Here is a 15,805-nt window from a genome sequence, read left to right on the forward strand (position 1 = left end):
TCAGATTCCACCGAAATCGTTCGTTAAATGAGGATGCGCTGCGTCGCGAGGCGACAACTCGGTCAGTTCCAGCGGCCACGCAATAGCAAGCTTTGGATCAGTGGGGCTCACTCCCCCTTCTGCACATTGAGCATAAGGAGCCGAATGGAGGTATAGCAACTCGACGTCATCCACCAGAGTTTGAAAGCCATGCGCAAACCCTTGGGGAATCAGCAAGCTGCGGTCGTTGTCGGCAGTAAGGATTTCAGCGTGCCATTGAAGGAATGTTGGCGAGTCCTTTCGCAAGTCAACAGCAACATCAAACACCTCTCCTCGCAAACAACTCACGAATTTGTCTTCTGAGTGAGGCGAAAACTGAAAGTGCATGCCACGCACAGAGCCGCGGCGCTTCGTCAAGGTGTGATTGATTTGAGAAATGGGCCGAAGGAAGCCCACGGCTGCAATTTCATCAGCGCAAAAGAATCGGCTGAAGAACCCACGCGAATCTTCGACTTTCCGCCGCTGTACGACGTGGAGTCCCTTCAAACTTGTATCTCGAATGGAAAACCTAGCCATGAAAGTGCCAATCTTTTCGTGAGATAAATCTTCGTGCGGCCGGGCTTGCAATGATGCTTACTGACGGTTGTCGCTGATATCGCAATCGATTGCAAATGTTCCCCACGCTCTAGACGGCGCTGGGAGGCTTGCGAAACAGATCGAACATCTTGCGCAAAACTCTCTTGGGCACGTAGCGCAGCGAGCCCGCATGGCGCGCCTCGTCCAACTGGCGCCCTTGCTGCGCGCAAAGCTCCTGCAAAGCAAGTACCTGCGTGTTCGCATCAGCGGTGCTGCTCGCAGCTTGGCACCGCATTTGCTCGATTTCGCGCTCTGCGCGCGCGACCTTTTCTTGTTCCGCCCAAACATGGGCGTACACGTCACCCAAGGCCGGCACGTCGAAGGGAATCTCTTTTTCTCCGATACCCAGCAGCGAAGCCGCCAAGCCGACCGCCTGCGAAACATCCTTGATGTCTAGGGCTGCAACATCCAGGCTCAGCGTCGCACCGTCGAAACCGAAGCGTTGCGGTCGGAAGGTGTGCAAGGGTGCCGGTGGAAGGCTGGGAGCCTCGTCATCGAACCACCTCAGCAGCTCAGGGCTGTCTGCAATAGACGCCCGGATGACCTGGCGCACACGCTTGCGGTCTTCTGGGTCTGTGTCTGGGATCGCCCCGAGGCAGCGCTCCACGAACAGCTTGCGGTCGAACACCAGGGCGTCCTCGAGCGGAAAAAGCGCATCTCGGGCATGCAGAAAGGAGTCCGCGATATGAACCGGCCCGAGAATCGTCTTTTCAGGCACTTGCGGATGGTGGACATAGCCGAACGCTTCGTTCAGCCGCGAAAAATCGCTGGCGACCGCGGTTTGCTTTTCCTTCATCAGGGTCGCTACACCATTACTCGCATGAGAGAGCCCGGCGATGCTCATCGGTACGCTGACTGACAAGTACGTTCCGACGAGATAGCCAAAACCAAAAGCCGAGTAAATATCCGGGTAGATGTTCAGAAAAACTCGGCCAACCGTTGCGCGGTGCTGCTCGATCAGGTCCCGATGAATCACGGAACAATAGATCATCGGCAGAGAATCGGTCCCGGCTTCGAACCGCATGACCTTTGCGATCTGCGTCTTTCCGTCGATCTCGGCGAGGGTTCGAAAAAGGGGCAGGATGAGAAGGTTTGCCTCGCCCTCTACGCCGATCGTCGGCCAGGTGTAGATACAGCGCTGCCATCGAATGGCCTTCGCACCAGTGCGCGATGCCAGGCGATCCAGCTCGCGCAATGCATAAGGCATAAGGCCGTCGTCATCACCCAGCACCGTAACGTACTCGCCTCGCGCCTCATTCAAGCCACGCTCCCAGTTGGCACTCATCGCCAGCGGACGATCGGAAGGCAGGTGGCGAATTCTGGGCGAATTCACCGCCTCTACGATTGCAGCCACCTCCGCCGCGGCCACGGGATCGCTGTTATCGCAAACGATGATCTCGTAGTCGTCGAAATCCTGGTCGAGACAAGTCTTCAATGCGTGTCGCAATGTCTCCGGGCGATTGCGCGTCGGAACAACAACACTGAAGCGTGGTCGCTTTGTCATTGCAAGTTGCACTTCCAGGGAGGTGCGCGTTTCACTTAAGAACGCACCTCGTCCTTAAGCAGATGCCGCAGATACTTTCCGTAGCCACTCTTCTCCAGGGGAACCGCTAGCTTTTCCAGTTGTTCGGTGGTGATGAACCCGTTGCGCCAAGCGATCTCCTCAGGACAAGCAATCTTCAGCCCCTGGCGATGCTCCAGTGTCGCGATGAACTGGCCGGCTTCGAGCAGGCTTTCATGCGTGCCCGTGTCCAGCCACGCATAGCCGCGCTGCATGATCTGCACGTTGAGTTGGTTGAGGTCCAGGTAGGCTTGATTGACCGCCGTGATCTCCAGCTCGCCGCGCGCGCTGGGCTTCACGGCCTTGGCAATCTCGACGACCTGGTTGTCGTAGAAGTACAGCCCCGTGACGGCGTAGCTGCTCTTGGGCTCAAGGGGCTTTTCTTCGATGCTGCTGGCCTTGCCCTGCGCATCGAAGGCCACCACACCATAACGCTCGGGGTCGTGCACGTGGTACGCAAAAACGGTCGCGCCCGAATCCTTGGCGTCCGCGCCCGACAGCAAGTGAGCAAAGTCGTGCCCGTAGAAAATGTTGTCGCCCAACACCAACGCACTCGGGTCGTTCCCCACGAACTTGTCCCCGATGATGAACGCCTGCGCCAACCCATCCGGACTCGGCTGCACCGCATACTGCAGGTTGATGCCCCACTGGCTGCCATCGCCCAGCAGTTGCTGGAACCGCGGCGTGTCCTGCGGCGTGCTGATGATGAGGATGTCGCGCATGCCGCCGAGCATCAGCGTGCTCAGCGGGTAATAGATCATCGGCTTGTCGTACACCGGCAGCAGCTGCTTGCTGAGCGCGAGCGTGGCGGGGTGCAGGCGGGTGCCCGAACCGCCGGCCAGGATGATGCCCTTGCGTTGCGTGGTCTTGGTCGTCATCGTTGTGTGTCTTTGTGCTTGCTTGCCGCTCTGCGGTCAAAGGGTCTCGCGCAGCATGCGGGCCACGCCTTGCTGCCAATGGGGCAGCACCAGGCCGAAGGTGGACTGCAGCTTGCGCGTGTCGAGGCGCGAGTTGTGCGGGCGCTTGGCCGGCGTCGGGAATGCAGTGGTGGGCACGGCCTCGACTTGCTCAGGCCCGGCCTTGAGTTCGACGCCGGCCGCCTGGGCCTGCTCGAGCACGAAGCGCGCATAGCCGCACCAAGTGGTCTCGCCGCCGGCCACCGCGTGGTACAGGCCCGCCTTGGCGGGGTCTTGCAAGGTGGCGCGGATCGCATGCGCCGTGACATCGGCCAGCAGCTCGGCACCGGTCGGGGCACCGAACTGGTCGTCGATGACGGTCAGCTTGTCGCGCTCCTTGGCCAGCCGCAGCATGGTCTTGGCGAAGTTGCCGCCGCGCGCGGCGTACACCCAGCTGGTGCGGAAGATCAGGTGGTTCGGGCAGTGCCGGGCCACCAGCTGCTCGCCTTCGAGCTTGGTGCGACCGTACACGCTGAGCGGGCCGGTGGCGTCGTCTTCCTGCCAGGGCGTGGCTCCACTGCCGTCGAACACGTAGTCGGTGGAGTAATGCACCATGAGCGCACCGATCTGCTGCGCGGCCTCGGCCACCACGCCGGGCGAGGTGGCGTTGAGGGTGCGCGCGAACTCGGGCTCGCTCTCGGCCTTGTCGACCGCGGTGTGCGCGGCGGCATTGACGATGACGTCGGGGCGCACCTTCAGCACGGTCTCGGCCAGCTGCTCGGGGCGGCTGAAGTCGGCGTTGAGATCGGTGCTGTCGAAGTCGAGCGCGACCAGTTCGCCCAATGGCGCGAGGCTGCGCTGCAGCTCCCAGCCGACCTGTCCGCCCTTGCCCAGCAGCAGCAGCTTCATGCGGTGGCCTTGGCCGCGGGCGCGGGTGCGGCGTCGTATTGCTTCTCGACCCACTCGCGGTAGGCGCCGCTTTGCACGTTGCGCACCCATTCGCCGTTCGCGAGGTACCACTCGACGGTCTTGCGGATGCCGGTGTCGAAGGTTTCGGCGGGCTTCCAGCCCAATTCGCGTTCGAGCTTGCGCGCGTCGATGGCGTAGCGCCGGTCGTGGCCGGGGCGGTCGGTGACGTAGCTGATCTGTTCCTTGTAGGGCTTGCCGTCGGCGCGCGGGCGCAGTTCGTCGAGCAGCGCGCACACGGTGTTCACGATCTCGATGTTGGGCTTCTCGTTCCAGCCGCCGACGTTGTAGGTCTCGCCGAGCTTGCCGGCTTCGAGCACGCGGCGGATGGCGCTGCAGTGGTCCTTCACGTAGAGCCAGTCGCGCACCTGCATGCCGTCACCGTACACGGGCAGGGGCTTGCCGGCCAGGGCGTTGACGATCATCAGGGGGATGAGCTTCTCGGGGAAGTGGAACGGCCCGTAGTTGTTGGAGCAGTTGGTGGTGACGACCGGCAGGCCGTAGGTGTGGTGCCAGGCGCGCACGAGGTGGTCGCTGGCGGCCTTGCTGGCCGAATACGGGCTGTTGGGCTCGTACTTGTGCTCTTCGGTGAAGGCGGGGTCGGTCCTGGAGAGGGAGCCGTAGACTTCGTCGGTGGACACGTGCAGGAAGCGGAAGGCGGCCTTTGGCTCGGCCGGCAGCGCGCTCCAGTGGCCGCGCACCGATTCGAGCAGGCGGAAGGTGCCGAGCACGTTGGTCTGCACGAAGTCCTCGGGGCCGTGGATGGAGCGATCCACGTGCGATTCCGCGGCAAAGTTCACCACAGCACGCGGCTTGTGCTCGGCCAGCAGGCGATCGACCAGGGCGCTGTCGCCGATGTCGCCCTGCACGAAGATGTGCCGCGGGTCGCTTTTAAGCGAGGCGAGCGTCTCGAGGTTGCCGGCGTAGGTCAGCTTGTCGAGATTGAGGACGGGCTCGTCGCTCTGCGCCAGCCAGTCGAGTACGAAGTTGGCGCCTATGAAGCCCGCGCCGCCGGTTACCAGGATCATGAGGTCCCCTGTTGTTGTCGAACGATCGCCCTCTGGCGAATGAACAGGCGATTATCCCATTGCCCCCGCCGGGGCCAGAGCCGGGGGTTGGCGAGCACGCGAGCCCCGCCTACAATCGCCCCACTGCAGGAGAGCGGGCAACCCCGGTTGCCCTACCGAAGGCGCAAACTCCCATAAACGCTCAGGTCGGCCCGACGAAGTTCCCGAAACTTCGGCAAGGGGCTTGTACTGCACCAACTGACACGCCGTCTGGAGAGCCATCACCTCGCGTGATGCACCGAAGGAGCAAACCCGCTGCGGGCGCAACGGGTGAATCTCTCAGGTACCGAGGACAGGGGGAGCGGCAACTTGGACGGCGTCGTCCGGTTGCTTGCTATCTATCCGATAGCGCGCTTACCCCGCCGTTCAAGCGCTTCAACCTCAAAGGTACTTGAAATGCGCGTGATCGTTCTCGGCGCCGGCTTGCTCGGCGTGACCTCGGCTTATTACCTCCAGCAACTCGGCCACGAAGTGACCGTCATCGACCGGCAGGCCACCCCCGCCGCCGAAACCAGCTTTGCCAACGGCGGGCAGATCTCGGTCAGCCACGCCGAACCCTGGGCCAATCCGAGTGCACCGCTCAAGGTGCTGCAATGGCTGGGCAAGGAAGACGCCCCGCTGCTTTTTCGCATACGCGCCGACATGCGCCAATGGCTCTGGGGGCTGCAGTTCCTGCGCGAATGCACGCCCGCCCGTACGAAGCACAACATCGAGCAGATCGTGCGCCTCGGCACCTACAGCCGCGAAGTGCTGCAGCAGTTGCGCCGCGACACCGGCATCGATTACGACCAACGCACACAGGGCATCCTGCACTTCTACACAACGCAAAAGGAATTCGACGGCGCCCTCGAGCCCGCCGAGCAGATGCGCGCGCTCGGATGCGAACGGCAAGTCATCTCCGCGGACGAAGCCGTGAAGATCGAGCCCGCCCTTGCCCACATCCGCCCGCAGCTGGCCGGCGCCACCTACACCGCGGAGGACGAATCGGGCGATGCCAACCTCTTCGCACGTGAGCTGGCAAGCCTCGCAGCTGCGGCCGGCGTGAAGTTCCTCATGAGCCATACGGTGACCGCGCTGCGAGAAGCCGGCGGCAGCATCGACCACGTGGAAGCCACCGACAACGAAGGCCGCTTCCAGCGCATTCGCGGCGACGCCTTCGTGCTTGCGATGGGTTCGTTGAGCCCGCTGTACGCCGCGCCGCTGGGCATTCGCCTGCCGATCTATCCGGCGAAAGGCTACTCGGTCACGCTGCCCGTGAAGGACGCCTCCAAGGCGCACCAGGTTTCGCTGACCGACGACGAGTTCAAACTGGTCTTCTCGCGCTATACCTCGGCCTCCGGCGACCGCCTGCGCATTGCCGGCACGGCCGAGCTCAACGGCTACGACCGCGATTTGAACCGGGTGCGCTGCGAAGCGATCGTGCGGCGGGTCGAAGAACTCTTCCCGGGCGCCGGCGACACCGCACAAGCGCAATTCTGGGCCGGCCTGCGCCCCGCGACACCCAGCAACGTGCCGCTGATCGGCAAGACGAAGCTGCCGAACCTGTACCTGAACACCGGCCACGGCACGCTCGGCTGGACGCACGCCTGCGGCTCGGGCAAGTCGATTGCGCGGATCGTGAGCGGGCTTGCGCCTGAAATCGATTTCGTGTTCACCGGCATGCCGGCTTCGCGGCCGCGGATGCCGCAACCCGCACTGGGTTAGCTCACTCGCGAAACTGCCGCCGGCATCTACGATTCGAGCATGAGGCAATGCTCGGGATGCCAGCGCCTGTCGAACTGTCCTTACTTGCGAACGAACACCCAGACGGACCGCCCCTGCTCATCCGTATAGACAGGCCGTCCGGAGAACGCCTGGTCGCCCTGCAGCAATTTGAGCAAAGGTGCCTGAAACTTCACGCCCGGAAAATTGAATCCGAGTGCCTGCCCTTTCATGCCGGGTTCACTCAAGATGATCACATCCGAAACGGCAACACCTTTAAGGAACAGGTCCCAGGAATTCCACGTATCAGCCCAGATGAAATTGCGGGCTACCCCCTGCTGGCGCGCAAGAAAATCCAGGGTGCCGGCATAGACAGGGCCCGGCACGGTGACCAGGGCTGTCTTTGCATTGCCGGAGGCAAAAGCCCGGAGCACCTCGGGGAAGACCGCCCGACTCGCCTTGTCGGTAGTCACCATCGCCGGGTCCGCCTGCTGGATCATGCCTGCGCGCGGCACCCATTGCGTAGCAAAGACCAAGGCGCCCAACACCGGCAGGAGCTTTCGACGGACACGGATGTGAATCACGATCTGCCCGAGGCACCAGACTGTGATCGCAACGATCGTCCCGTAGAGGATGCTGCCGATCATCATCGTCTTCATCTGGCTTGCGGTCACGATGGCGTAGGCCGCGAGCGCTGCGACGGCCATGCCCGCCAGCCCACACAGCGACCGCTTATCGCGAACGCGGATCAAGACGTAAACGCAAATTGCAAAAATGGGCACCATCCAATACCAGACCCATCCCAGCATCGATGCTCCGGCGCCCCTGTTCAGGTAGAACGTCAGGTGCTCAAACAAGGAGGCCTGCACACCCCACACGCCAATGTCCGAGCCCATGACCGTACGGATGTAAGCGAGGATCTCCAAGCCGTTCGTTACGGCATAAGGAGTGATGAACAGCACGGCACCGACGGCCACGAGCACCAGTGCGCGGACGAAAAGCCTGGTTGACCACCTGCGCTGCAAGATCAGGGTCAGCGCCATCTGCGTCACCAGGCCAACACCCAGCACGACGACCGTGGCTGGAGCAGCCGTCGGCTTTGCAAGCACAGCGGCACCGAAAAGCAGCCCCAACCCGAGCAGGCGCGAAGTGCGCAAAAGCGTGACGTCGACAGAAGCGGTCAGCGCCAAGGAAAATCCAACCAGCAATCCCCAGGCCGGGTCTGGCCGAAACTCCGCGACCAAGCTGCCGAGAATTGGCGTCGCGAGTAGCGCTAGAACGATTCCGATCTGGCCGTAGTTGCCGGACTTTCGAAGCACCAACAGCGCGAGTCCGACGATCACGAACACCCAGCTTGCGTTGAGAAGATACGCCCCCCATACCGCCCCCCCACTCATCATGAGCCCGAAGGTCGCAGACAGCGTGTTGAAAGGAGAGTGCGCCGGCAACGAGAAAAAGCTGGCCGCAAACCCGATCAAGCCCGAGCGATCGAGCACCTCGAGCCTCTTCAAGCCATCGATCAAGTAGACAACGTCGTCGTAGATTGGAACGATCGCCAAGCGCCCGCTGCGCTGCAGGTAGCCCATCACGGCGAGCACATGAAACAGGCAGGCGAAGCCAATCACGCACAGCGCTATTTTTTTCTGTCGGGACATTCGGAGGGGCTCGGTACGTTAGATTGAGTTCGGCAAAAGCACGGGCGATGGAGGCATTGAGTGCATTTGCACCGCCGCAAACGGGAGAAGGTTGCGGCAAACAGCGGCACGCAGCTCAGGCCAGAACATCCACATCGCCTTGCAGTGCCCGCAGTTCGGCCCACTTGTCGTAGAAGGCCTTGAACTTGCCTGTGCGCCCATCGGCCGCAATTCCCTGGACCACACGAGAAATCTCATGCGAGAAGGACTCCCAGCGGAACTGGCTTGCCTGCGCCAGGCCGGCTTCGATCAACTGAGTACGAACGGTATCCTGCCGGACGGCGTTGAGAGCCTCGACCATCTCTGGAACAGAGAACCCTCCAACCGTCAGTGCGGCGGTTCCCGTGACTTCAGGAAGTGAACCATGGGAGGTCGAAATCACTGGACAGCCGCAGCTCATTGCTTCGGCCACGGGCAGGCCGAATCCTTCGTATAGCGATGGATAAACAAGTGCGGTGGCCCCGCTATAGGCAATTGCCAAAGTCTCATCGTCCAGATCGAGTTGGATGATCTTGTGCTCGCCCGACTCCGATGCTTCCACGTTTTTCTCGCCCCCCACACAAAGTACGTCGAAGTCGACCTTGCGCATGGTCTTCACTGCATCGAAGAACAGACTCGCATTCTTGTAGTTTTTATGCTGGGCACGGGAACCGACAAAAATATAGTAGGGCCGATTCAATCCAGTCTTTCGCCTGAAGGCGGCAATGGCCGATTCATCAGCGCGCTTGAACACAGCAGGCTCGATCCCGCAATGAGCAACCGTCGTCGACTCCGGGTCGAGTTCGGGGTAGTAGTTCAGCAGATCCTTGCGCGTGTTGTGCGAAATGCAGACGTGCCGGCGCGCGTGGGCAATTGCGATCTCCTTTTCGCGCCAGTCTCGCTGGGTCAAGTCGAAACCAAGCCGCTCGGGAATCATGTCGTAGACGAGCAAGATCGACGGCGTCTGCAGCGGCGTCGTGTAGTAGGTCGAAGCGAACACCGACGCGTCGTAGTGACGGCACACCTTCTCGAGCAGAACGGAGTCATGCGCGTTGAACTTCGACTTGTACGAAGGAAACGGGACGACCTCGACACCCGCGATATCTATGTCGATGCCGCCGCGGTCAAGCAGCACGATGGGCATGTCAAGTTCCGCAGCAAGGCGCGGCAATACCGCCCGCCAGACACGAGCGATACCAGACTGCGCCAGCTGGAAGAAGACTCCATCAATCACCAATGCCATGACTTACTTCTTTGCTGGAGTGTTTTTACGGGAAGCAATGGAGCACAAGCGCATTGCACGCTGCGAAGCTGCATAACGCCAGTCTTCAGTGCCGCGTTCGCTTTCGCTCACTTCGATCGAAGCTCCCACGGCGCGTGACGCTTCCGCCAGGAAGTCTTCATCGGAACAAAGCAGCCTGGGCGAGATGAGAGTGCGCCCATGCAACTGAGTGACCTGCTTGCCCTCTTCGTGGCCGCGCGTATTGGGCTGGGTCGACAGACCTTCAGGATTGACGAAGTAGACAACGTGCGGATCGTTGATCTTGTAGAACACCTTGCCAGCTCCCACACAGCGAAGCCAGAAGTCGTAGTCGCCGGCCGACCGATAGCTTGCATCGAAGAACCCGACGTCGTCGTGAATCGATCTGCGCCACATGGGCGCGTTGTGCGGAGAGTTGGACCGCATGAGGTTGTATGGCGTGACAACCGGAACGTCGCTCTTGACGCCGACCGCAGCAGTCTTCGCGATGCTGGCCTTCCCGTCGAACGAATAGTAGAAATCCTGATACGCCACGTCGACGAAAGGAAATTTCTCGAGTATTTCGACTTGGCGTTCGAATGAGTCGTGTCGCCGCAGATCGTCCAGATTGGTATTGGTGATGTACTTCCCGCGGGCCATCTTTACCCCGAGGTTCCACGCCTCGTAGATTCCGATGCGGGTGGATGCTCTGTGATAAACGATATTTGGAAAGCGTTTCATGTACGAGGAAATCACCTCGTATTCGTTCTCGGGAGAATCTGCGTCGATGATGATGAGTTCGCAGCACGCTGAGAAAATCGTCTGGGAGGTGATGTTCTCCATGAACTGCTCGATGTAATCCCCGCCGCGGTACAGGCTTGCGACGGCTGAAACAAGGATTTCATTGCTGTTCCGGGGAAAGGCCAGGCTTCGATAGGCCTTGATCTTGATTTCCTCGACCGGCTCTGCGATTGCATCCGCTCGCTTCTGCCAGTCTTTGACATTAATCAGCTTGCCCGTACCCATCACATCGCAGACGTCCGGATTGAACACCGGCCCCTGCTTGCCGAGCACTTCGTTCGCTCTCTGGATAAAAAGAGAGGTAAGAATGACATCTCGCCCCAAATGCTGCTGGCTGATCCTGTGGTCCCAGTTGGCAATTTCCGCCGCCATAGCGCCGCGCCCAAGAATTGAGTCGTATGCGAACTGGATCAGCTTGCCGTTGGGCACGTCCGGCAGCAAACGGCCGGGCGCGCCCAATTGCTTTGCCTCGGGAGAAGTGGAGACGGCATTGACGAGCCCTGCAACGCTCATTTGCCCTCTGACAACCGCGTTTGTCCAGTGCACCCGCTCATCCAGACTCGGCGTCCGGTGAAGCGCCAATTCGTAGATTCGAATCACCAGGGCTTCAATGCTCTCGGCCGATTCCGAGTGCGCACCGGAAGCTCTCGCGGATCCGGGCGCCCCCGAGGGCTCCATCAAGATCCAACGGCAAAGCCTCAAAACCCGGCGCAACCAATCAGGCAAGTGGGTAGTCAACTGCAATCGAACTCCTCGCTCATTCAAACTCTTAACTCATGAAGAAGCACGGACAAACGCCCCGCGCCGAGACACAACTGAGCCCATGCATTCCCGTGGACAAGTACCAGGGAAGGGATGTGCAAGCATGTTGGCGCAGCACGAAGCTTTGCCGTGTCTGCGAAATCGGCATGAAGCGTAGCTATTGCACTTCATCCATCAGACGGGCGACTGCATCCCGCCGGCGATGCAGGCAGAAAAGCAGGCCTCAATTCAACGCTGCGTAGTCAAAAAGGCGTCGTAGGCTTTGCGGATGCCATCTTCCAAACTGTGCTTGGCCGTCCAACCGAGCCCCGCGAGCTTCGAGCCATCCAGCAGCTTTCGCGGCGTTCCGTCCGGCTTGGCATGGTCAAACACCAAGTCACCCTTGAACCCCACGATGCCCGCGATGAGTTCGGCGAGCCCTCGGATCGAAACTTCCTGAGAAGAGCCGACATTCACGTGCTCGTCGCCTGAATACTTTTTCATCAGAAACACGCATGCGTCGGCCAGATCGTCCACGTACATGAATTCACGCAGTGGCGTTCCGGACCCCCAGATCGTCACCGTGGGATCGCCGGCTTCGCGCGCGATGTGCATCTTTCGCAGCAGTGCGGGCAGGACGTGGCTCGTCTGCAGATCGAAGTTGTCACCGGGGCCGTACAGGTTTGTAGGCATGGCAGAAATCATGTCGTCGCCGTGCTGACGGCGAAAAGCCTGGCAGAGCTTGATTCCGGCAATTTTTGCCACGGCGTACCACTCGTTGGTAGGTTCGAGAGGCCCGGTCAACAGCGCGCTTTCGGGCATGGGCTGCGGCGCAAATTTGGGATAGATGCACGAAGAACCCAGAAACAGCACCTTCTCCATCTTGTTTTCGTGCGCACTCTTGATGACGTTCGAGGCAATCATCAAGTTGTCGTAGATGAAATCAGCTGGCAATGAGACATTTGCCATGATTCCTCCTACTTTGGCTGCTGCAATGATGACCGCATCCGGACGATTGGCCTGTACCCAACGATTGACCGCCGTCGCGTCACGCAAATCGAGTTCGCCGCTGCCTGCAACCAGCGTCGTGCACTTTTCACTCTGCAGCCGTCGAACCAGTGCTGAACCGACCATTCCACGATGACCGGCGACCCAGACGCGCTTGCCTTCCAGTTTGTAATTTGTCACAAAATCCTCCGCACGAGCCTTTGACACGCAAATGACAGATCGTACGCGAAGTCATCCTAGGCCCTCCTTCGCTCAGGCAAGCGAATGCAAGCGGAGAAACTGCGTGCATTCGCATTTCAGCGACCAGCAGCGCGCTGCATCGACATCGGCACGTCACGGCAATGCGTTTGCCGCTTCCTTACATGCAATACCGTCACGCTTGGCGTTCACGATGTCGCCGCGGGAGGCATCCAGAACATCGACTTTCAACGAATGAAGCCCGAAGCCCAGCCGCCGGCAATCCCTGCTGTCGGATACGTCACACGGACGCAACGCGCCCTTGACCAAGAACTCGGCTGTCAATAAAGGCCGGGAGCGTAGTTCATCACTGTCCAGATCGCAGGCAAAGACCATCCGCGTCTCGCTGTCCCGGGCGAGTTTGCACTTGTTGCCATTGATTCGAAGCTCTACTGCAAACGGATCAGCCCCGCTTGGCGGACAGCGCGTACCAGTCACAGTGATTCGCACCTTTCCGTGCTCAGGAAGATTGGCTGTATCAAGCATGAGCAAAACGGAGGCGAGATCCTCTGAGCTCCAGGCGCCCCAAGGCTCAGGTTCATGCCAACCATTGCTCAGTGCCGCCGCGTACGGACCAGCGTTTCCAAAATGAACCACCTTGTCCAAGGCCACTTTCGGGCATGACCTCAATCCTTCCGCGTCCAGCTGAAGGCCCCATCGCATTCCAAATGCCTGGTCAATGGCATTCGGGTCAGCAGTCGACACAGCCTCGGCATATCGCCGCTTGGGGATCAAGAACGCTGGCAGATAGGATCGCCCAAGCACATCCTTCATCACCCGCAACGAAGCGACCCCGCTTCCCACCGGAAACCAGCCAGAGCAGTCAGCGGGAAGAAGCGCAGGATTGTTCCTGTCCTGCTCAGCGACTCTCTCAGCGAGCTGGCCAAAGTACTCTGCCTCGGTCAGGGCGCCGGAAGAAATTCCGCTGAAAAATGCAACGTTTTCGGCACATAGCATCGCGTAGATGTTGTTACCCACCATCGTCGAGTTCGGTATTTTTTTCACTAGGCCATCGAGCAATTCCGTACCGGGCTGGCACGGGTGAGGCTTGATGGCCAAGACATCCACCGAGGCGGCCAAGGCGGCAACTCTTTCAACGACATCACGCGGCCGGACGAGCCGGCCGCTGCTCACGAGGGCCAGATCCACATCTGTCTGGCCCAGGAAAACCCCGACCCGGGCATCGGGAGAAAACAGCGCGTTACCTCCCCGCCTCGAAAACAGCGCCTTCATTCCGATGGCCGCATTCCGGAATGTCTCGTCCGGCACGGCGATTTGGGAGAAGATGGTGGCAATTCTCTTGCTGTTGGTTCGCACGCCCAAATGCAGATGGCGAGCAAATCGCAGCGGGTGCACCTCTACGTCAATGAAAGTCGCGTTGCAGCTGCTGATGTAATTCAGTAGCGAAGGAGGCAGTCCCCACCCGATAACGAGACTCTTTTTGCCGAGTTCCAAGGTGTTCAGCTCGTCGAGCGCAGGCCCCAAGTTGGCAATGGCAGCACTCGCCCAGCCGGCCGTGGTATGCGGTAGGCCCAGGCGATCCATCAAGGATCGAACAGGAAGCCGGCCACCACTCGAGACGGGGTGCTCTTCTCGCACCACAATCCCGGACGCCTGGCATGCAGAGTAAAAAAGCCCCCGAAGAAAACGTCGGTTGATCGGATGAGATTGCAGCCCATTCTCTTCAGACCGAAAGAAGTCGTCCAAGAAAACGACTTCATTAAACGCAAGATGGCTCATCGAAACGAAAGGCAATGGAGGCGGCGCGTGCGGCAAGGTGCGCGCACTTCTTAAAACAAAAGTTCAATCCACTATCTGGCGCTTAGTTCAGCACCCCGATAGATTTACTTCTGCTTGCATTGTGACAATGTGATTACAACAGGAAATCACTGTTATCACATTGAGTCTTGGTCAGTCGCGACGCTCCCTGAACCTTCTGGCGCCCAGCACAAGCCAACCGGGCGGTGCGCCTGGGATGAAAACGCCCAGATGGGCGCCTCGACTCCTTCGGTTAGTCCGCCGCAGTAAACACCGTCAGCACACCCGTATACCCATACAGATGGTGCCGAGCAATCTCACCCGCCGCAAAGAAGCCGACCAGCGGCACGTCGCCCAGCGCATGCCGCACGATCTGCAGCTCGGCGCCCGGTGCGCCGAAGTGCGGCCCGCCGCGCCCTGAGCAACTCACGTACACGGCGCCTGCAATGCGGCGCGCCGGGTGCGGCGCGGCCTCGGCCTCCCCGGCCGCCACGGCGCGCGCGGTGGCCAGCGTCTGTTCCTCGGGCTCGAGCTCTTCGCGGATTTCCGCGCAGATGCGCATCAGGTCGGCGCGCGCGGCTTGCGCATTGCGCCTGCAGAAGGTCAGGCGCATGCCGGCCTCGGCCACATCCGCAATGGCGATGCCGCGGCGCGTGGGGTCCAGGCCGATGATGTGGCGCACCAGCACGTCGGCGCCCAGGTCGCCGGTACGGCGGATGCCGTCGCTGCCCGCAGCGGCCAGGCCCACCAGGGTGGCGCGCACGGCATCGATGGCCTCCTGCGGGCGTTCGAGCGACACCTGCAGGTCGGCCAGCAGCACGTCGAGCGCGGGTTCGCCATCGAGCTTGAGCAGCAGATTGCCGTCGGCTTCGGTGATCTCGCGTTCGCGGCCCGCGCCCGAGCGCAGGGGCTGGCAGCCTTGCGTGACACGCGACACCAGCCGCACACCTTCGCCGAACACCACGCCCGACAAGCCGCCCGAGAACACGCCGCCCGCGGCGCCGTGCCCGCGGATGTTGCCGTTGCCGCCCACCGCGAACTGCAACGCGCCCGCGCGGCCCGACGACAGCCCGCCGAACAGGTAGCCGGTATCGGTGCGCCCCGCCATTTCGCCGATCAATTCGGTCAGGTCGGGGGTGGCGGGGTCGGCATGCACCAGTGCCGTATGAGCCTCGAAGCCGCTCATTTCCGAATTGCCCAGGGGCGCCACGCCGGAGAACACACGGTATTGGTCGCTCGGCAGCGCGCAGAGCATCAGGCTCAGGCCGGGCTCGTCGAAATATTCGGCGTTGTTGGCCGATACGCCGATGCCGACCGTGCCAGACCAGTCGGTGACCTCGGGAAGCTCCGCGCTCAGGTGGTCAAGGATGTCTTGCGCATCCGACGCGTAGTGGTCGGTGATGTAGAGCAACCCGAGCGTGGGCGACGACGCGTAGTCGGGCAGCGCCATCTGGGCGCGCAACTGGGCCAGCACGAGGCCGGCCGCCATGCGCCATTGCGGGTGGGTGGCATGGCCGGAAGGAAACAGCTTCATGATGCGT

12 protein-coding genes and 2 riboswitches are annotated in these 15,805 nt (G+C 61.0%); of the genes, 1 reads left to right on the forward strand and 11 read right to left on the reverse strand.

Annotated elements, in window-relative coordinates; genetic code table 11:
• The 5 genes from ABIC94_RS14270 to rfbB form a co-directional block, all read right to left on the reverse strand.
• Entirely contained in the window at positions 1 to 555 is a 555-nt protein-coding gene (locus ABIC94_RS14270; protein WP_354373649.1) for a dTDP-4-dehydrorhamnose 3,5-epimerase family protein, read from the reverse strand.
• Between the two features lie 109 nt (positions 556 to 664).
• Positions 665 to 2,119 (reverse strand): glycosyltransferase family 2 protein, encoded by a 1,455-nt coding sequence (locus tag ABIC94_RS14275; RefSeq protein WP_354373650.1) that lies wholly within the window; start codon positions 2,117 to 2,119, stop codon positions 665 to 667.
• 35 nt (positions 2,120 to 2,154) lie between these two features.
• Positions 2,155 to 3,054, reverse strand: coding sequence for a glucose-1-phosphate thymidylyltransferase RfbA (gene rfbA, locus ABIC94_RS14280; RefSeq protein ID WP_354373651.1), 900 nt, complete (start codon positions 3,052 to 3,054; stop codon positions 2,155 to 2,157).
• A gap of 36 nt (positions 3,055 to 3,090) precedes the next feature.
• Positions 3,091 to 3,981, reverse strand: coding sequence for a dTDP-4-dehydrorhamnose reductase (gene rfbD, locus ABIC94_RS14285; RefSeq protein ID WP_354373652.1), 891 nt, complete (start codon positions 3,979 to 3,981; stop codon positions 3,091 to 3,093).
• The gene (rfbB, locus tag ABIC94_RS14290; RefSeq protein ID WP_354373653.1) at positions 3,978 to 5,066 is read right to left on the reverse strand and encodes a dTDP-glucose 4,6-dehydratase; all 1,089 of its coding nucleotides are present in this window, start codon (positions 5,064 to 5,066) and stop codon (positions 3,978 to 3,980) included. Before rfbB ends, rfbD begins: the two co-directional genes overlap by 4 nt.
• A gap of 116 nt (positions 5,067 to 5,182) precedes the next feature.
• A riboswitch (glycine riboswitch) is annotated at positions 5,183 to 5,273 on the forward strand.
• A 32-nt stretch (positions 5,274 to 5,305) separates the two neighbouring features.
• Positions 5,306 to 5,411, forward strand: a riboswitch (glycine riboswitch).
• A 90-nt stretch (positions 5,412 to 5,501) separates the two neighbouring features.
• On the opposite strand from rfbB, the gene ABIC94_RS14295 reads away from it, so the two are divergent.
• A complete protein-coding gene (locus ABIC94_RS14295) occupies positions 5,502 to 6,809 on the forward strand; it encodes a D-amino acid dehydrogenase (RefSeq protein WP_354373654.1) in 1,308 nt (435 codons plus the stop codon).
• 80 nt (positions 6,810 to 6,889) lie between these two features.
• On the opposite strand, the gene ABIC94_RS14300 is transcribed toward ABIC94_RS14295, so the two are convergent.
• The 6 genes from ABIC94_RS14300 to ABIC94_RS14325 form a co-directional block, all read right to left on the reverse strand.
• Positions 6,890 to 8,461: a hypothetical protein gene (locus ABIC94_RS14300; protein ID WP_354373655.1), complete on the reverse strand. Its 1,572-nt coding sequence runs from the start codon at positions 8,459 to 8,461 to the stop codon at positions 6,890 to 6,892.
• Between the two features lie 115 nt (positions 8,462 to 8,576).
• Positions 8,577 to 9,722: a glycosyltransferase family 4 protein gene (locus tag ABIC94_RS14305; RefSeq protein WP_354373656.1), complete on the reverse strand. Its 1,146-nt coding sequence runs from the start codon at positions 9,720 to 9,722 to the stop codon at positions 8,577 to 8,579.
• Positions 9,723 to 9,725: 3 nt separating this feature from the next.
• Positions 9,726 to 11,264 carry a glycosyltransferase gene (locus ABIC94_RS14310; protein ID WP_354373657.1) on the reverse strand — a complete coding sequence of 513 codons (1,539 nt, stop codon included), beginning with the start codon at positions 11,262 to 11,264 and terminating at the stop codon, positions 9,726 to 9,728.
• 246 nt (positions 11,265 to 11,510) lie between these two features.
• Complete coding sequence (gene fcl, locus ABIC94_RS14315; protein WP_354373658.1) at positions 11,511 to 12,449, reverse strand: GDP-L-fucose synthase; 939 nt, start codon at positions 12,447 to 12,449, stop codon at positions 11,511 to 11,513.
• 153 nt (positions 12,450 to 12,602) lie between these two features.
• Positions 12,603 to 14,213: a hypothetical protein gene (locus ABIC94_RS14320; protein ID WP_354373660.1), complete on the reverse strand. Its 1,611-nt coding sequence runs from the start codon at positions 14,211 to 14,213 to the stop codon at positions 12,603 to 12,605.
• A gap of 304 nt (positions 14,214 to 14,517) precedes the next feature.
• Entirely contained in the window at positions 14,518 to 15,798 is a 1,281-nt protein-coding gene (locus ABIC94_RS14325) for an FIST signal transduction protein (protein ID WP_354373661.1), read from the reverse strand.
• Between the last annotated feature and the right edge of the window lie 7 nt (positions 15,799 to 15,805).

Source organism: Variovorax paradoxus (assembly GCF_040544635.1).
In the GTDB taxonomy this organism is placed as follows: domain Bacteria; phylum Pseudomonadota; class Gammaproteobacteria; order Burkholderiales; family Burkholderiaceae_C; genus Variovorax; species Variovorax paradoxus_R.